General features: G+C 53.2%; 20 protein-coding genes. 12 read left to right on the top strand and 8 right to left on the bottom strand.

Going from position 1 to position 16,402, the window contains the following annotated elements; all coding sequences use genetic code 11:
* The first annotated feature begins 6 nt into the window (after positions 1-6).
* Positions 7-1,179, top strand: coding sequence for an FprA family A-type flavoprotein (locus tag ACYUBO_RS02675; RefSeq protein WP_460372154.1), 1,173 nt, complete (start codon positions 7-9; stop codon positions 1,177-1,179).
* A gap of 68 nt (positions 1,180-1,247) precedes the next feature.
* Complete coding sequence (locus ACYUBO_RS02670) at positions 1,248-1,625, top strand: desulfoferrodoxin (protein WP_300331392.1); 378 nt, start codon at positions 1,248-1,250, stop codon at positions 1,623-1,625.
* 139 nt (positions 1,626-1,764) lie between these two features.
* Here ACYUBO_RS02670 and ACYUBO_RS02665 read toward each other — a convergent pair whose 3' ends face one another.
* Positions 1,765-1,953 (bottom strand): hypothetical protein, encoded by a 189-nt coding sequence (locus tag ACYUBO_RS02665; protein WP_300331388.1) that lies wholly within the window; start codon positions 1,951-1,953, stop codon positions 1,765-1,767.
* Positions 1,954-2,012: 59 nt separating this feature from the next.
* On the opposite strand from ACYUBO_RS02665, the gene ACYUBO_RS02660 reads away from it, so the two are divergent.
* Genes ACYUBO_RS02660 through ACYUBO_RS02635 form a run of 6 tightly spaced genes read left to right on the top strand, consistent with a single transcriptional unit; the run spans position 2,013 to position 6,559 of the window.
* Complete coding sequence (locus tag ACYUBO_RS02660) at positions 2,013-2,603, top strand: PH domain-containing protein (RefSeq protein WP_460372151.1); 591 nt, start codon at positions 2,013-2,015, stop codon at positions 2,601-2,603.
* A complete protein-coding gene (locus ACYUBO_RS02655) occupies positions 2,604-3,695 on the top strand; it encodes a radical SAM protein (protein WP_460372149.1) in 1,092 nt (363 codons plus the stop codon).
* 14 nt (positions 3,696-3,709) lie between these two features.
* Positions 3,710-4,192: a siroheme decarboxylase subunit alpha gene (gene ahbA, locus ACYUBO_RS02650; RefSeq protein WP_460372148.1), complete on the top strand. Its 483-nt coding sequence runs from the start codon at positions 3,710-3,712 to the stop codon at positions 4,190-4,192.
* Positions 4,179-4,661, top strand: a complete 483-nt coding sequence (gene ahbB, locus ACYUBO_RS02645) for a siroheme decarboxylase subunit beta (protein WP_460372146.1) — start codon at positions 4,179-4,181, stop codon at positions 4,659-4,661. The genes ahbA and ahbB overlap by 14 nt, the downstream gene beginning before the upstream one ends.
* Positions 4,658-5,845, top strand: a complete 1,188-nt coding sequence (locus tag ACYUBO_RS02640) for a radical SAM protein (RefSeq protein WP_460372144.1) — start codon at positions 4,658-4,660, stop codon at positions 5,843-5,845. The genes ahbB and ACYUBO_RS02640 overlap by 4 nt, the downstream gene beginning before the upstream one ends.
* Before the next feature lie 21 nt (positions 5,846-5,866).
* Entirely contained in the window at positions 5,867-6,559 is a 693-nt protein-coding gene (locus ACYUBO_RS02635; protein WP_460372142.1) for a 3'-5' exonuclease family protein, read from the top strand.
* Here the strand turns inward: ACYUBO_RS02635 and ACYUBO_RS02630 are convergent.
* The 7 genes from ACYUBO_RS02630 to ACYUBO_RS02600 all read right to left on the bottom strand — a co-directional run bounded on the left by ACYUBO_RS02630 (position 6,504) and on the right by ACYUBO_RS02600 (position 12,806).
* Positions 6,504-7,109, bottom strand: coding sequence for a CDP-alcohol phosphatidyltransferase family protein (locus ACYUBO_RS02630; RefSeq protein ID WP_460372141.1), 606 nt, complete (start codon positions 7,107-7,109; stop codon positions 6,504-6,506). The two genes, ACYUBO_RS02635 and ACYUBO_RS02630, sit on opposite strands and share 56 nt — an antisense overlap.
* Positions 7,106-7,654: an adenylate kinase family protein gene (locus ACYUBO_RS02625; protein WP_460372140.1), complete on the bottom strand. Its 549-nt coding sequence runs from the start codon at positions 7,652-7,654 to the stop codon at positions 7,106-7,108. The genes ACYUBO_RS02630 and ACYUBO_RS02625 overlap by 4 nt, the downstream gene beginning before the upstream one ends.
* Complete coding sequence (locus ACYUBO_RS02620; protein WP_460372138.1) at positions 7,618-8,685, bottom strand: pyridoxal phosphate-dependent aminotransferase; 1,068 nt, start codon at positions 8,683-8,685, stop codon at positions 7,618-7,620. Before ACYUBO_RS02620 ends, ACYUBO_RS02625 begins: the two co-directional genes overlap by 37 nt.
* Positions 8,657-9,793 (bottom strand): aspartate aminotransferase family protein, encoded by a 1,137-nt coding sequence (locus tag ACYUBO_RS02615; RefSeq protein WP_460372136.1) that lies wholly within the window; start codon positions 9,791-9,793, stop codon positions 8,657-8,659. The genes ACYUBO_RS02620 and ACYUBO_RS02615 overlap by 29 nt, the downstream gene beginning before the upstream one ends.
* Before the next feature lie 5 nt (positions 9,794-9,798).
* Positions 9,799-10,716 carry a glutamine-hydrolyzing GMP synthase gene (gene guaA / locus ACYUBO_RS02610; protein WP_300332765.1) on the bottom strand — a complete coding sequence of 306 codons (918 nt, stop codon included), beginning with the start codon at positions 10,714-10,716 and terminating at the stop codon, positions 9,799-9,801.
* Positions 10,717-10,725: 9 nt separating this feature from the next.
* A complete protein-coding gene (gene pyrG, locus ACYUBO_RS02605; protein ID WP_300332763.1) occupies positions 10,726-12,306 on the bottom strand; it encodes a glutamine hydrolyzing CTP synthase in 1,581 nt (526 codons plus the stop codon).
* An 83-nt stretch (positions 12,307-12,389) separates the two neighbouring features.
* Positions 12,390-12,806 carry a PaaI family thioesterase gene (locus tag ACYUBO_RS02600; protein WP_300332761.1) on the bottom strand — a complete coding sequence of 139 codons (417 nt, stop codon included), beginning with the start codon at positions 12,804-12,806 and terminating at the stop codon, positions 12,390-12,392.
* A 76-nt stretch (positions 12,807-12,882) separates the two neighbouring features.
* Here ACYUBO_RS02600 and ACYUBO_RS02595 point away from each other — a divergent pair, with 76 nt between their 5' ends.
* From ACYUBO_RS02595 to ACYUBO_RS02580, 4 genes are all read left to right on the top strand, one after another.
* Positions 12,883-13,572 (top strand): PEGA domain-containing protein, encoded by a 690-nt coding sequence (locus ACYUBO_RS02595; protein ID WP_460372134.1) that lies wholly within the window; start codon positions 12,883-12,885, stop codon positions 13,570-13,572.
* 39 nt (positions 13,573-13,611) lie between these two features.
* Complete coding sequence (locus tag ACYUBO_RS02590) at positions 13,612-14,058, top strand: GNAT family N-acetyltransferase (protein ID WP_460372132.1); 447 nt, start codon at positions 13,612-13,614, stop codon at positions 14,056-14,058.
* Between the two features lie 245 nt (positions 14,059-14,303).
* A complete protein-coding gene (locus ACYUBO_RS02585; RefSeq protein ID WP_460371484.1) occupies positions 14,304-15,401 on the top strand; it encodes a transposase in 1,098 nt (365 codons plus the stop codon).
* 305 nt (positions 15,402-15,706) lie between these two features.
* The gene (locus tag ACYUBO_RS02580; RefSeq protein ID WP_460372131.1) at positions 15,707-16,402 is read left to right on the top strand and encodes a small multi-drug export protein; all 696 of its coding nucleotides are present in this window, start codon (positions 15,707-15,709) and stop codon (positions 16,400-16,402) included.

Here is a 16,402-nt window from a genome sequence, read left to right as displayed (position 1 = left end):
GGAAACATGGTTGTTCGATCGATCAAAGATGGAATCTCCTGGGTCGGGGCAATAGACTGGGATCTCCGCCTCTTTGATTCCCTGATCCCTACGCCAAAAGGCACAAGCTATAATTCATACCTGGTGAAAGGAAGTGAGAAGACCGTTCTCCTTGATGCCGTAAGCGAGGAGATGGAAATGGAGCTGGTCACAAATCTGATGACCGCACAAGCCGATGAGGTCGACTACATCGTCGTCCACCACGCCGAACAGGATCATACCGGCTGCCTCCCGCTCCTGCTTGAACTGTATCCGTCTGCACTCGTCCTGACGAGCCCAAAGGCAAAAGAGCTTTTAATTGAGTTTTTCGGCATTGAAGAGGAGAGGATCCGGGTTGTTGAAGACAGGGAAACAGTCGATCTTGGCGGAAAGACGATGCAGTTCTTCCACGCCCCCTGGGTCCACTGGCCGGATACCATGTTTACTTATATCCCGGAAGATCAGATCATCTTCACCTGCGACTTCCTCGGCTCCCATCTTGCTGCATCTGATCTCTATATCAATGACCCCGAGCGGCTCTATGAATCCGCAAAGCGCTACTATGCCGAGATCATGATGCCTTTTGCAGGCAGCATACCTGCATACCTTGACACTATCGAGAGCCTCGATGTTGAGATCATCGCTCCAAGCCACGGCCCCCTCTATAACAACCCGGACCTGATCCTGGGATACTACCGGGAGTGGGCAACTGCGGATCCAAAGAACACCGCTGTTATTGCCTATGTCTCGATGCATGGAAGTACAAAGAAGATGGTGGACATCCTTGGAAATGCCCTTATCGGCGAGGGAGTGGATGTCGAGCGGTTCAATCTGGCAGAGAGCGATATCGGGCTTCTGGCAATGAGCCTCGTTGAAGCAAAGACAGTCATCGTCGCCACCCCGACAGTTCTCTTCGGTGCCCACCCTCTTGCAATCTATGCAGCATATCTTGCAGCCGCCATCAAGCCGAAGGCGAAGTACGCAACAGTCATCGGATCATTTGGCTGGGGTGGAAAGGCAGTAAAACAGATTGCAGACATTATTGCCCCACTGAAGTGCGAGGTCATCGAGCCGGTCTATATCAAAGGCCACCCCACTGAAAAAGACATTACCGCGATAAAAGAGCTCGCAAAGACGATTGCGGCGAAACATGCCGAATGAGTAGTATGTTGATTCAATAAACCCCCATAACACAACTTTTTTAAATCTGAACCTGTGTAGTATTGCCTATGACGGAAAAGGGCCAGATCTACAAATGCGGCGTCTGCGGAAACATCACCAGCGTCATGCATGCAGCAAATGGCAAACTCGTCTGCTGCGGAAAAGATATGGAACTGCTCATCGAACAGACAGCCGATAAGACCACCGAGAAGCATGTCCCGATCATCGAGCGATCAGGGAAGGGATATGTTGTCACCGTCGGCTCGACCCCGCACCCGATGGAGCCAAACCACTACGTCGAATGGATCGAACTCCAGACGAAGAACGGCACCTGTCTTGCCCATTTAAAGCCAGGGATGGCTCCAACGGCGTACTTCGAGACCGATGAAGAGCCAGTCAAAGTACGGGAGTTCTGCAACATCCATCTGCTCTGGGCAGATAGGTAATCTTCTTTTATCACCTGACAACCAGGTCGTCACCCAGATCCTTTGATATCTCCTCAAGACTCCGAAAGCGGCCTGCCTGAATATCAGCTTCACTCGCTTTTATTCCCTCAATCTCCTCCCGGGTGAGCGGCTCGTCATCTTAGACAGAATCGATGAGGCGGCAGATGATTGAGTCGTAAGTATCAGCAGGATGCGTTTTCAGATCATCAGGCATCACTTTCGTCTCCTCACGGACACGGATGGATCGCATCGCCATACCATTGATCGGTTCTTCATGGGAAGTATAGCTTCCGGATGAAAGAGGAGAGAGATTATATGCACCAATCAACTCAATATTTCACTCACTCCCTCGCAATCCCTTTATATTCAGACCACGATTACTCTTTCATGACCACACAACCCTATCGGATTGGGGAGACATTCAATCCCGATCCTGCGCTGAAGAAATACTATTACCTCACCTACGCAATCGCCCTCATCCTCCTTGGGGGCTTCTGTATCAGTATCCTCGCCGTGACGCCGGATATCACCGGACTGATCATCACCATCCCGATTGCAGCGGTGCTCCTCTTTATCCTCTACTGGCTTGGGCTGTACTACAAGTCAATTATCTACGAACTGACACCAACAGAGATCAGCTGGAGGCGGGGCGTCTGGTTCCGGCAGAATGCGATCGTGCCTTACTCACGGATCACAAATGTCGATATCCACCAGGGTCCTGTCATGCGGTTCTTTGGGATCTCCTCCCTGCATCTCCAGACAGCCGGCTATTCTGCACAGCCGATGGCTGAGCTCAGCTTAAACGGCATCACCGGAGCAGAAGAGCTCCGCGAACTGATCATGGGATATGTCAGATCCGGCCCTGCCATCGCAACCGAATCAGGCGGTGAAACCGCAGTACCAGGATCAACAGATCCCGTCCTCGATGAACTGCGCCGGATCAGATCAGTCCTTGAAGAGATCGAGAAGAAGAGCTGAATGTCCATCCGGAATCTTCAGGGAAGAGATCCAGATCCTCCCCGCCTCATATCATGGAACATAACCCTCCGCTGCCCGCTGAAATGTGCCCACTGCTACGTGGATGCTGGAAATAGCGAGCCGGAAGGCGTCCTCTCAACAGACGAGGCAAAGGAAGTAATCGATCAGATAGCAGACGTCGGCAGTCCGATCCTTGTCCTGAGCGGCGGCGAACCCCTGCTCCGGGAGGATATCTGTGAGATCGCAGCCTATGGGACAGAGAAAGGGCTCAGGATGGTGATGGGCACCTCAGGCTACTATCTTGACGAAGAGATGGCACTCCGCCTGAAAGAGGCGGGAATAAAGGCAGTAGCAATCAGCCTCGACTCGACCGATCCTGCCATCCATGATACGTTCCGCGGGGTGGAAGGGGCATGGGAGCGGGCGGTGCATGCAATTGACTCCTGCAATGCAGCAGAAATCCCGGTGCAGATCAATATGACGGTAACGAGGCCGGATATAGAGAATATCGACTCTCTCATCCAATTTTGCATAAATAAAGGAGTGAAAGACTATCACCTCTTCTTCCCGGTCAGAACCGGCCGGGGCGAAGGGATCAGCCTCAGCACACCAGAGGAATATGAGGGGATTATCCGCGAGGTACTGGCCAGGTATCGAAACAGCGGCCTGAATATCCGGCCGACCTGTGCCCCGCAGTTCAGAAGGATTGCAGATGATCTTGGCATAGAGAACCCGCAGTGGGGCCGGGGATGCCTCGCCGGGATCACGTACTGCCGGATCTATGCAACCGGCGAGGTGACGCCGTGCCCATACCTCACAGTATCTGTTGGAAACCTGAAAACAACGTCATTTTCGGATATCTGGTACAGGTCGGAACTCTTTGTAAAACTCCGCGACCTGAACAATATCACGGGGAAATGTGGCCGCTGCACCTACAAGGCCGCCTGTGGAGGATGCCGGGCCCGTGCATACCAGAACCCCGCATCTTCACCCCGCTGGTGTGACGGGCTCGCCGCACCAAAACACCAGACAGATGAGATATTCGGAGAAGATCCCTGGTGTTCCTACCAGCCACGGGAGGTGTTACCATAAGAACAGATAACGAGTTGGATCAGATCGATCTCCTCCTCCTTGATGCCCTGCAGGATGATCTTCCCCTCACTCCCCGCCCCTGGAAGGAGATCGGGGATCAGATCGAACTCGGCGAAAAGGAGTGCCTGGAACGCATCTGCCGCCTGAAAGAATCGGGGATCATCAGGACGATCTCACCTGTCCTTGAATCCCGGAAATTCGGCCTGAATGCCGGATCGCTGATCGCTTTTCACATCCCGGAAGAGCAAATAGATGAAGTCGCAGCAATCATCAACAGCTACCCTGAAGTATCTCACAACTACCGGCGGGATCATTACTATTCCATCTGGTTCACCATCGCCGGGGGAACAGGGGAGGAGATCGAATCGACACTATCAGATATCCAGAAGAGAGCCGGTATTTCGGATGAGGATATGATCAGCCTCCCCACTATCAGATCGTACAAGATCGATGTCCGCTTTCATTGCATCCCGGAGGAATCAGATGGACGAGACTGACCGGGCAATCCTGAGGGAACTTGAAGAGGGGGTCCCCATGGTGGAGCAGCCATTTGCTGAGATCGGATCCCGGCTTCGCATCCCGGAGGAGGAGGTCATCACCCGCATCCGGAAGATGAAGGATGCAGGGATCATCAGGAAGATCCGGGCACGGATCAACCAGCGGAAGATCGGAATTGCTGCAAACGCACTTGTCGCCTGGAATGTGCCAAAAGGATGGGAAGATTTTGAAAGGCTCGCGAATCTTCCCGGAGTATCACACTGCTACCTGAGAAAGCCCGTTCCCGGAAAATGGGAGTACTCTGTCTATACCGTTCATCATAACCGTACACAGGACGAAGTCTATTCCATCGTACGCAGGTTTGCACGTGAGGAAGGGATCACCGGGTACCAGGTGCTCTTTAGTACCGAAGAGTTAAAGCGTGTCCCGGCAGTCCGGCTCGATCAGACAGGAGAGGGAACCAGATGAACAGGATCACACAGTGCCTCCATGGAAAAGGGACAATCAGCGGCATGATGCATCAGAGGAAGAATGGAGGGAATGGATCCCGTGGAGAGTACCTCGCCTATGCAGCCGAGTACCGGCCGGTCATCTTCTGGAACCTCACAACCCGCTGCAACCTGAACTGTATCCACTGTTATAATCGATCGGGTCCGGGAAACGGCACAAATAACGAGCTGACAACAGGCGAGGCATTAGCACTCATCGATGACCTTGCAACAATGGGAGTTCCCCTGATCCTCTTCACCGGCGGAGAGCCGCTCCTCAGGGAGGATATCTGGACCCTGGCAGATCATGCGCGAAAGAGAGGCATTATGACCGCCCTCTCGACAAACGGAACCCTGATCACACAGGAAGTCGCAGAGCAGATCAAGGCAGGCGGGATCGGCTATGCAGGGATATCGCTTGATGGTGCGACCGCAGAGACCCACAACAGGTTCCGTGGATCGCCTGACGCATTTGAACGATCTCTTGCTGCATTTGCGCATTGCAGGGATGCAGGCGTCAGGTGCGGGGTCCGGGTGACGCTGACAAGAGAGAACTATGCCGAACTCCCCGCACTCATCGATCTCGCAGAAGAGATCGGGGCTTCCCGCTTCTGCCTGTACTGGCTTGTCCCAAGCGGGAGAGGAATAGACGCCTACAACCGTCTCCAGCTCTCCGGTGGTGAGGTGGATGATGCGCTCACACTCCTCTACAGGCGGGCAAAAGAAACTGATCCGAAACGAATGGAATTTCTCACCGTCGATTCGCCCCAGGATGCCATCCACCTCCTTGCTGCAATGAAACGGGACAATGCCGACGATATCGCCGAGGCAGAAGAGCTTGTCGCATCCCTTAAAGGCGGATGCAGTGCCGGGACACGGGTTGCCAACATCGACCATCAGGGGAATGTCTATCCCTGCCAGTTTGCACAGGCAGACGAGCTCCGGGTCGGATCAGTCAGGGACCAGCCATTCTCCCGGATCTGGGATGCAACTGATCATCCGGTCCTCTCGATCTTCAGGGAGGCATCACCCGCACTTACCGGACACTGTGGAAATTGCCGGTATATCACCCTCTGCGGCGGCGGATGCAGGGTTAGGGCGCTCAGGCTCGCCGGTGACATCCATGCAGAAGATCCCTTCTGTTTCCTCAATGGAAATGAATAACACGCTAATTTCTTCAGAGACATGGCACGACTGAACCCGAAAAAAACCACCATCCTCTTCTTCGATCTTGAGGCATATGTCCCGGAACCACTCCGGAGCAGGCCGAGGATCCCCTCACTTGCCGCAAACCCGCATCTCCCGGGAGTGTATCTCATAGGTGGTGCATTCAGCTGCTGCAACCCGTTTCAGATCGACTCACCCGGGATACAGGGACACTGGATATGGGAATATGAATCCGAGCGGGATCTCCTGGCAGCAATCTATTCACTCTTTCAGGGATGCTGGGCGAAACTGGAAGGAAAAGAGAAGCACGAAGCAGATCTGATCATAGCAGGTGTTGGGATCGGAACCTTTGATATCCCCTTCCTCTACTCGCGAGCACTCATCCACAGCATCGCTCCCCCAAAAGACCTCTACGAGACCTTCTGCTGCTGCCGGGTGCTCGACCTTGCTTCAGCCGGGATCGGATATTTGAGGGAGCGCCATCCCATCCCGCACCCGGTCACCCATACCGATCTCCTGAAGCGGTTCATCGGCGATGAGACAAAAGCCGGTGGCGGCGTTGTCTGGGATATGGTGGACTCCGGCAGAACCGGGGCGATTGTAGAGCGGACCGTCCTTGAGGTGGAGCAGATCATCGCCATATACCAGGCGATGATCACTCTGAACGGTTCAGCTCCCGCCAGACAAAACGGAAACGCTGGATTGCGGTGATATGGCCGAGGAAGCCAAAGAGCAGGAGCATGATCCCAAGATAGGTCCATGAGAAGAGTCCTGCCGGGAGGAGAATATCCGCAATCCCCGCAAGCAGGATCAGAACCAGCCGGTCGGCCCTCCCGAGGAGCCCGCCATAGTACCGGCCCACCCCGACCGCCTGGGCCTGGGTTCCAAGATATGAGGACATCAATACACCGGTGAGGGCAAAGACACCGACCTCCCATGAGGCAAACCCTCCGGCAAAGATCCCGACGATGATGATGATATCGGCATACCGGTCAAGCACGTGATCCAGGAAATCACCCTTCACACCGGCAGAGCCGGATTCACGGGCAATCGCACCGTCTATCGCATCAAAAAACGCATTTACGGCGACAAAGAGGACGCCGAGGCCAATCTCGCGGTACCAGAATGCAGTTCCGGCAACCATTGCCGCTACAAGTGCGAGTACCGTGCAGGTATTCGGGGTGAGGCCGAGGCGTATCGAGAGCCTTGCAACCGGGGTTACAATCCCGGTCATGTGAGGGCGGAGTTGATCCAGGGTCATGGCATCCGGTTCATGAGATAGAGAGACCAGTCACAGGTGCCATGTGAGGGGGAGGCATCTCCCGCCCTGACATCCAGAACAAAGTCAGCAACTGTCTCGCTCGTTGTATCTGTCGTCTCGAACTCATAAATCACTTCTGGATCATGGTTCTCGAGGGTCTCGATGAGTGTGCTGTCAAGCGCTTCTGCAAGGGCATTTTCTTCTGCTTTCTCAGGAGAATATCCACGCCCAATCAGCCGATCGACAAGCACATCGGGATCGCACCTGAGGATCACCACCCGGTCACAGGGGAGGAGATGGGCAAGATGGCCTTCCACCACGCCATCAACCGGCTGGAACTCCGCTGCCCAGAGCTCTTCGTCGATGATTATTGTATCACGATCCGGGTCCCTTCCGAGAATATAGGGAGTGATTGTGTCGTTGATCCGGACAACATACACCCCCCGTCCCTCAAGGATATCCGCAACAGTGGTTTTTCCGGTACCGGGAACTCCGGTCAGGCCGATCATCATAGTGACACAATCGCAGAGAGGAATCGTTCGCATTCCCAGTCAGCACCGATAGAGACCCTGATGAAGGTCTCGCCAAGTCCGGGGAAACTCTCGCATGAACGCACCAGCACACCCTTCTTTGCCAGTGCATCCATCGCCTCCTTCCCGGTGCGGGGGGCAAGATCTATCATCACAAAGTTCGCACCACCCGGGGCAACCGGATAGGGGATCTCCTCACAGAAGCGTCTCCGCCACCGTGTAACATGGGCGATGTAGCGATCTGCATAGGAAGTATCGGAGAGTGCGCCGACAGCGGCAGCCTCGGAGACCGCATTCAGTGCAAACGGCGTCTCCGCCCGCATATAACAGGGTCTGAACCATTCCGGAACAAACGCATACCCGACCCTGAATCCGGCAAGCCCATAGACCTTTGACATCGTCCTCCCGATGATCAGGTTCTCGTACCGATCCAGCAGCGGCAGATAATCAACATCTGAAAACTCGACATATGCGTTGTCGAGGAAGAGGATGCCGTTGATATTCTCGAGGATAGAAGCGATCACCTCAGGCGGCGTAACCGTTCCCGTGGGATTATTCGGGGAACAGATGAAAGAGAGTTTCGCGTCCCGTGCAGCTGCAATGAATGATTCCGGATCGACTTCATAGGAGGCATTCCTCGGTACATATCCGACCTTCCCTCCCTGTGCGGTGACGGCAAGGCCATAGAAGGAGAAGGTGGGTGAGGAGATAACCACCGAATCACCTGAGGTGATGAGTGCCCGGACGATGGTCTCGATGACTCCATCCATCCCCGCACTGGCGACAACCGGGTATGAGCCATAGATCTCCTGTAGTTTTTTGATCAGTTCTTCATGCGTGGTGCCGGGGTAGCGGTTACAGGAGAGGATAGCCTCTTGTGCTGCTGCCTGTGCCGAATCTGAAGGGGGGGAGGGGTTCTCGTTTGAGGCGAGCCGTGCCACCTCGGAGAAACCGTACCTCTCTGCGATATCCTCTGCCTTCCCGGCAAAGACATATCCCCCGTCCAGAAAACAGGATCTAACCAAGGACCTCGGTGAGGGCTTCATGAACGACTCCTGCTGCACGATCGATCTCACTCTCGGAGATGATCAGCGGCGGGACAAGCCGGAGATTGCCATCTCCGGCACAATTGACCAGCACGCCGCGATCAAGACAGAGCTGTTGGACCTTCGGACATTCCACTTCGCCGACGGTGATGCCGATCATCAGTCCGCAGACACGGGGATTCCATTTCGCCAGCGCTTCACTAAACCGCTTCCCCTTCCCTGCAATCCCGGGGAGGATCGGCTCGATGACATCCATCGTCGCCATTGAAGCGGCCATCGCAAGCGGCCCGCCCGCAAAGGTGCTGCCATGCTCGCTCTTCTTAAATGCAAGACCTTCACGTGCTGCAATTGCCCCGATCGGGAACCCTGATGCGATCCCTTTTGCCAGCGAGACAATATCGGGCATCACCTTTGTCTGGTGCATCCGAAGCCAGGATCCGGTCCTGCCCATGCCGGTCTGCACCTCGTCAGCAATGAGGAGTGCATCCTTCTCATCGCAGATCTCCCTGACACCCTCAATGAACCCTTCAGGCGGGATGATGACACCGGATTCACCCTGGATGGGTTCAAGGATGACTGCGGCAGTATCTGTGGTGACGGCTTTTCTGAGTGCATCGAGATCCCCGTACTCAACAAACCTGCACCCGTATCCAAGAGGTTCAAATGGTTCGCGGATAGCAGGCTTATGCGTTACAGCAAGTGATCCGATCGTCCGCCCATGGAATCCATGGGTAAAAGCGATGGTCTCTTTTCGCTTTGTCGCAACCCGTGCAAGTTTCAGTGCTGCGTCATTTGCTTCAGCGCCGGAGTTTGAGAAGAATACCTGCGCCATTTGGGTTGCCGTTGCCAGACGCTCTGCATATTCTGCCTGTCCGGGAACATAGTAGAGGTTTGAGCAGTGGATCAGCTCCTTTGCCTGCCGGCAGATCGCCTCTACGACATGGTCATGGCAATGGCCGGTGCTACAGACGGCAATACCTGCCACACAATCGAGATACTCACGTCCATCAGCATCCCAGACAGTACATCCCTTCCCACGCCGGATCATCATCGTCCGGGAGAAGGCAGGCATGTAGTACCTGGCATCAAGACTCTTGTAATCAGTCATATTCATCACTCATATTCTATTGTTGCAGGGGGTTTTGGGGTTACATCGTAGACAACCCGTGCCACACCGGGGATCTCCGAGGTGATACGGGATGCAATCCGATCAAGGGTCTCATAGGGAAGGCGGAGGGGATCTGCGGTCATGCCGTCGCGGGAGTTTACCGCACGCACAGAGACGATCCAGCCATGAAGCCTTACATCGCCTTTCACACCGGTTCCAAGGCCGATGAGGGCGGCAAAGCACTGCCATGGACTGTAGGTCTCGATCAGCTCCTCCTCGACGATATTGTTTGCCTCCCTGACAATCGCAACCTTCTCTGGCGTTACCTCCCCAAGCACCCTGACTGCAAGGCCCGGTCCCGGGAACGGCATCCTGTGCTGGATCTCAGGCGGCAGGCCAAGCGCACCTGCAACGACCCTGACCTCATCCTTGTATAAGTCCCGGAGCGGCTCAAGAACTCCCTTGAATGTGATGTCAAGCGGCATTCCTCCGACATTATGGTGGCTTTTTATCCCGCCCTCGCTCTCGATTCTGTCGGGATAGATGGTTCCCTGAAGGAGATATTCGGCCCCGGTCTCCTTTGCCTCATGCTCGAATATCCTGATGAACCGCTCTCCAATCGCCTTCCTCTTCTCTTCGGGATCAATGATCCCTTTGAGGGAGGTGAAGAACTCAGCTGCGGCATCCACGGTCTTGAGATTGATTGAGCCAAAGAGCTGCTTTATCCGGGCACTCTCGCCCTTCCTCATCAGGCCGGTATCCACGTAGATCGGGATCAGCCGATCGCCGATTGCCCGTGCTGCAAGAGCTGCACAGACCGAGCTGTCGACACCGCCTGAGAGCGCCATGACAACATGGCCATCCGCTGCTGCTACTTTTATCTCCTCAACTGCTTCTTCAATGAATTTCTGTGCATTTACCATGGTTGTCACCTATGTTGTCTTTTTTCCGGTTTTACATGCTGTAACGAACCCGAGGAACGGGGGGGATGGCCGTGTCGGACGTGACCTGAACTCGGGATGGAACTGGGTCGCAAAGAAGAACGGATGATCTGATATCTCCAAAATCTCCATCCGGTTCCCGTTTCTTCCCGAGAAGATGAGGCCATGTTCTTCAAGCACCGGTATATACTCCGGGTTCACCTCATAACGGTGGCGGTGCCGCTCGATCACTTCAGGTGCCTTATAGATCCGATCCGCAATTGTACCCGGAGTGATCGTAACCGGATAGTCTCCAAGCCGCATCGTTCCACCGAGATCAACTTCATCCTCCTGTTCGGGGAGGATCATGATCACATGAGTGCCATCTCCAATCTCCGCGCTGATCGCATCACTGAACCCTGCGATATTCCGGGCGTATTCGACGACAGCCAGCTGGAAGCCGAGGCAGAGGCCGAGGAGAGGGATCTTCTTCTCGCGGGCGCACCGGATCGCGGAGATCTTTCCTTCGATGCCGCGTGTCCCGAATCCGCCGGGGATCAGGATACCGTCAACCTCGTTGAAGGCGGAATCCTCACAATCCTCGGCATCGATCCACCTGATATTCACTTCAGTCGAGAGGGAGCGCCCTGCATGCTTCAGCGCCTCCTTGATGCTCATATAGACATCCTCAACCCCGTACTTGGTGACGATGGCAACGGTGATTCTGCTGGTATATTCTTTGGTCACAACCCTGTACCAGTCAGTTGAGAGAGTATGCACATCCAGCTGGAGGAGATCCATCAGGACATCAGCAAGCCCCTCTTTCTCAAGCTCCATCGGGACATGATAGGTATCGGGGGCCGTTGTGGCACTGATCACCGCCCGTTCCGGTACATCGCAGAAGGCCGAGATCTTTCTCTTCGTATGGGCTCCGACAGGCAGCTCGCTTCTGCCGACGATGACATCAGGATACAGCCCGAGCTCCCTGAGCGCCTTCACCGAGTGCTGGGTCGGCTTTGTCTTCAGGTCACCCATCGAATCTGCGGGGATGAGCGTGACATGGACGAGTATAAAGTCACCGGGTGCAGACTCGCCATGCATCTGGCGAACTGCCTCCAGAAACGGCATGCTCTCGATATCGCCGACAGTTCCGCCAACCTCGACGATACAGACATCTGCCGGATCGCCGTTTGTCCTCCAGTTTTCAGCAGCTGATCTGATCAGGCACTTGATCATATCGGTTATGTGGGGGATGATCTGGACCGTCTCCCCGAGATAATCCCCATGCCGCTCCTTATCGATGACGGTCCGGTAGATCTTTCCGGTGGTGATATTATGATCTGAGGTGAGCTCGATATCCATGAACCGTTCATAGTTCCCAAGATCAAGATCGACCTCCGCGCCGTCACGGAGCACAAAAACCTCGCCATGCTGTGCAGGATTCATCGTGCCCGCATCGATATTGAGGTATGGATCGATCTTCACCGCAGTTACGATATAACCACGGTTCTTCAGGATACGTCCAATTGAGGCAGCAGTGATACCTTTTCCAAGGCCACTCATCACCCCTCCGGTAACAACAATATATTTCAAGATAGACCCCCGCTTAAGATCCGTCTCTTTTCTCAAACTATTATCCTTCGCATCGGTTGGTAATGGAGGGGATACCCGGACGGTCAGTTTTTTGAAACGATTGCAAAGGATGCGGTCGTCCTGGCAAGAACTTCTCCCGATCCATCGCCTCTTCGGACTTCAGCTTCTGTAAAAGCGACCCGCCGTCCACGCCTGACCACCCATCCGCGCGCAACAATTGTTCCATCCCGTGCTCCACGGAGGAAACTGGTTGATTCGGAGATGGTGGCGATCCCTTCGGTCTGGTTAAGCACCGTATAGAGGGCAAGCGCCATCGCTTCATCGGCAAGTGCAACGAATATGCCTCCCTGGAGCCATCCGACACCATTATGCATCGTCTGCACAATCTCCATAGACAGTTCCGCGTGACCCTCGGCAAATGAGATGACATTGACTCCCATCATCTTAAAAAACGGGTTTGCCTGATCTGAATCCAGCTTCAGGCGCTCTATATAATTCATCCTTTATGAGTCGCCTTCAGCCCGGCATAAGCATTTCGACGCCATATTTTTTATATAATTAACACCTTCTGAAAAGATGGGAATTCAAATGGTTACAATCAAGCATTTCCTGGCATTAATCATCGCAATCGCGGTGATCCTCCCCGCCGCCTCGGCGATGGTCGGAGGAGACAAGGCCTGGTTCCTCATCCACAGCAATGTTGATGGAGCCGACGTCTATTTTGGAGGAGAATACAAGGGGCAGACCGTAGATCAGAAACTCTATGTTGAGTACTACACCACCGGCACCCCGGTCACCTACTTCATGGTGACAAAGGATGGCTATACACCCTATACCGGACAGATTACCCATTATCCCGCAATGGGTGAGACTGTTGACCTGTATGCCACCCTGCAGCCTGCCCAGCCAACCCCGGAGCCCGCACCGATCGGTGGAAGCATCGGCTGGTACACCATCTATGCAAATGTGGATGGCGCAAATGTCTACTTTGACAATGATCTCAAAGGCACGATTACAAATGGCGAGCTGACCGTGCAGGTCTATGCGACAGCCACCCCCTACCAGACATTCCGGGTTTCAAAGGCAGGATACTCAGACTTTACCAGCCAGATCACTGACTGGCCTGCAGCAGGAGAGACGGTAAAACTCCATGCAAACCTGCAGCCTATTGCACCAACCCAGCCCCAGCCTTCCCCGGTATCGATCCTGGCAGTTCTTGCTGGAGCAGTCGGCGCAGCAGTGCTCATCGCCTACAGGCGGAGATAATTCACTTCTTTTTTTTTATACAGCCACCATTCTTAGATTATGGTCATCATCCGAAGAATAATACCAGAGGATTTTGAGGCAGTCTCCCGGATTGAGGAACGGAGTTCTGGCTCAATTCAAGGTGCATATGTCTTCATCAGGCAGATGCAGGCAATAGCTGGCGATACATTCTTCGTCGCAGCGGCAGATGGCGAAGTCGTCGGCTATACCATCGGATCCATCGTCAGCTCTTCCCCTGATACGGGATGGGTTCTCCGGCTCCAGGTGGCAGATCGCCATACGAGAAAGGGAATCGGCCGGAAATTAATTGAGCAGCTCCTCACAACATTTGAAGAGACAGGGGTTGCGCAGGTACTCCTCTCGGTCTCACCAAAAAACCATGCGGCTCTCCCCCTCTATCGCTCCCTTGGATTTACTGAGGATTCATTTGAGCACGACTATTTCGGGCCGGGTCAGGAACGGCATATCCTGATACTACAATTCTGATCTTTATGCGCTTCATGGGTTCAGGGTGGAGCCTGCACGAAGAGAAGATGGCCGATACAATTGGAGCCCATCAAACCACCGATCTGACTTATAAAACCTCCCCATTTTTCCGTCATTCTGCGCTCCTCTGAAAAATCCCATCAATTTATACGTTATTTCCCTCATTTTTCCTGGTCTTCTCACCTTTTTTGCGCCCCTAAGAGGGGTTTTCAGTCAGGTTTATATACTCAGCGTACGACTGGCTCATGGACTCCAGCATTGAGTTCTCGGAAAAAGCAGGTCGAATTAAAGAGATTGAACAGGGAACCTCTATCTCAGAATTCCTGAGTTCATCGCATCTGCACACAATTGCACAGACCATTGAACGAGAATACTACCCCACAGGAAGCACCAGATTCCGTTATCCGGTTCATCTCCTGCTGAAACTCCTTATCATCAAGTGTTTCAGGAAACAATCCTATGCCCGGACAATTCTTCTCCTGACAGACGAGGATTGTTTTCATCTTGGGGCAGAGTTGGGCGAAGATGGGTACATCATACCCAATTCAGCAACACTCCACTACTTCGTGAAATACCGTCTCGGAGTCAAGGGGATGAAACGGCTCATGCACCTTGTCGGCGAGGCAATCCTTCTCTGGGCACAGAATGAGATGGTAGGTATCATTGATTCAACTCCGATTGAAGCTTCCCGGTACGACAAATATGCTCCGTTTCATCCGCACTACTCGGTGAAGATGGATAAAGCGCATATCTTCCATCTGGGACCATACCCTCTTGCAATGGTCTATTCGTATGGAACCGATGCTGATCCATCTCATCTTCTACCTCTTCTTAAACGGGTGAAGACATTGAATCCACGGCTCATCAATGTGCTGCTTGATGCAGGATATGACTCATTTGAAGCACATGCTCAGGTTTGGTATCATCTGAATGCCCGACCCTGTATCGATATCCGGGAAGGAGCAGTTCTCCAGAATGAAGGAAATGTTGAGAGAATCAGACACTGGGTCAACAAGCTCTGGAGAGCAGGGGGAGATATCCACGCTCCCCTGGCTCAACAGTTGAGATTCCTCTTCCAGAACGGAAGAGTGGAACAGGTCGGGATGCATTTCCGAAACAAGAATCTTCTCGACCCTGAATTCTCAGCAATCATGCGAAGCCGTGGTGAGTGTGAACGGGTACATGCCCGGATGAAGGCATCAGTTACCTTTCACCTCAGGAGGATTCAGCATGAAAGCCGGGAACTCTATATAATCCTCAACTTTGTTGTTTATCAAATGCTCCTCCTGACGGGGTTGCGTGCCGGGGTGAAGAACCCGACACACCTGAGTACGTTATTCTGAGGACTGATTCCTGCAGTCAGAAGAGGCAAACCCCTTGGTGAGAGGGGAATAAAGAGAGCGATAGCTTTGTCTTTTCAATGGGTTTTTGGGTAATCTGGCAGTGGAACCGTATCGCTGTTCAAGACAAGGGCAGGGATATTGAGCAGTTGAGTGATATATTCAGGGCCCATTATGGAGATCTGACGGAACAAATGACCCAGAATTTCATCCCATCAAATCAGGAGGGGTGTTGTTTTGATGGGCTCAATTGCTCAGGACGAGAGACACAATCAGTTTATCCACTAAAATGACAGAGAAGAGATCATATGCAGATCTCTTCCCTTCCTGAGGATCTGGAGAAGACATATGATAGCAAAAGGCCTTTAATATGGACAGAAATTGCGTATATCATCTCTCCTTTCCTCTTTTTTCTGCCACTTCTTTTCCTTCTGCTCCTCATGCTTCCGGAAGGGAGAATGCTTCAGTTTCTCAGCCTTCTGGCTGCATATGTCATCCCGCCAGCCGGAAAGGAGTCGGTTATCCCATGTGCCATCATTCTCGGATATGACTGGTGGATGATCGCCTCGGCTGTTTTTATCATAGATTGTGCAAGCGCATGCTTTATCGCAATGAATTTTCACCATATAGCGAAAATCCCATGGTTTGGAGAGATCTTCATGAAATGTAACGAGAGTATGAAGAGGATCTCAGAAACGAATTCATGGATATCACGGCTCTCCCTCTTCGGACTCTTCCTCTTTATCTTTTTCCCTCTTCAGGGATCAGGGGCGATTAACGGGACCATCCTCAGCAGGGTTATGGGCATTAGCCCTCGTCCGGCATTCCTCTGTATTATTGCAGGATCCGGGTTGTCAGCCCTTACCATTGCCTCAGGTATCGCACTCATAGATAGTTTTACTGGCCATAATATCGTTGCAATCATAACCATTCTCATGCTTATCATCATCGGGGCGGTCGTCATTTTCTACCTTCACAAAGCCAGGGGATCATATTGTCGATAG

Source organism: Methanocalculus sp. MC3, from assembly GCF_054767395.1.
This window is presented reverse-complemented; position numbering and strand designations above follow the sequence as displayed.

Coding starts and splice junctions, on each gene's coding strand:
- ACYUBO_RS02675 (WP_460372154.1), top strand. CDS start 7: ATGGTTGTTCGATCGATCAAAGATGGAATCTCCTGGGTCGGGGCAATA.
- ACYUBO_RS02670 (WP_300331392.1), top strand. CDS start 1,248: ATGACGGAAAAGGGCCAGATCTACAAATGCGGCGTCTGCGGAAACATC.
- ACYUBO_RS02660 (WP_460372151.1), top strand. CDS start 2,013: ATGACCACACAACCCTATCGGATTGGGGAGACATTCAATCCCGATCCT.
- ACYUBO_RS02655 (WP_460372149.1), top strand. CDS start 2,604: ATGTCCATCCGGAATCTTCAGGGAAGAGATCCAGATCCTCCCCGCCTC.
- ahbB (WP_460372146.1), top strand. CDS start 4,179: ATGGACGAGACTGACCGGGCAATCCTGAGGGAACTTGAAGAGGGGGTC.
- ACYUBO_RS02640 (WP_460372144.1), top strand. CDS start 4,658: ATGAACAGGATCACACAGTGCCTCCATGGAAAAGGGACAATCAGCGGC.
- ACYUBO_RS02635 (WP_460372142.1), top strand. CDS start 5,867: ATGGCACGACTGAACCCGAAAAAAACCACCATCCTCTTCTTCGATCTT.
- ACYUBO_RS02630 (WP_460372141.1), bottom strand. CDS start 7,109: ATGACCCTGGATCAACTCCGCCCTCACATGACCGGGATTGTAACCCCG.
- ACYUBO_RS02625 (WP_460372140.1), bottom strand. CDS start 7,654: ATGCGAACGATTCCTCTCTGCGATTGTGTCACTATGATGATCGGCCTG.
- ACYUBO_RS02620 (WP_460372138.1), bottom strand. CDS start 8,685: ATGAAGCCCTCACCGAGGTCCTTGGTTAGATCCTGTTTTCTGGACGGG.
- ACYUBO_RS02615 (WP_460372136.1), bottom strand. CDS start 9,793: ATGACTGATTACAAGAGTCTTGATGCCAGGTACTACATGCCTGCCTTC.
- guaA (WP_300332765.1), bottom strand. CDS start 10,716: ATGGTAAATGCACAGAAATTCATTGAAGAAGCAGTTGAGGAGATAAAA.
- ACYUBO_RS02600 (WP_300332761.1), bottom strand. CDS start 12,806: ATGAATTATATAGAGCGCCTGAAGCTGGATTCAGATCAGGCAAACCCG.
- ACYUBO_RS02595 (WP_460372134.1), top strand. CDS start 12,883: ATGGGAATTCAAATGGTTACAATCAAGCATTTCCTGGCATTAATCATC.
- ACYUBO_RS02590 (WP_460372132.1), top strand. CDS start 13,612: ATGGTCATCATCCGAAGAATAATACCAGAGGATTTTGAGGCAGTCTCC.
- ACYUBO_RS02585 (WP_460371484.1), top strand. CDS start 14,304: ATGGACTCCAGCATTGAGTTCTCGGAAAAAGCAGGTCGAATTAAAGAG.
- ACYUBO_RS02580 (WP_460372131.1), top strand. CDS start 15,707: ATGCAGATCTCTTCCCTTCCTGAGGATCTGGAGAAGACATATGATAGC.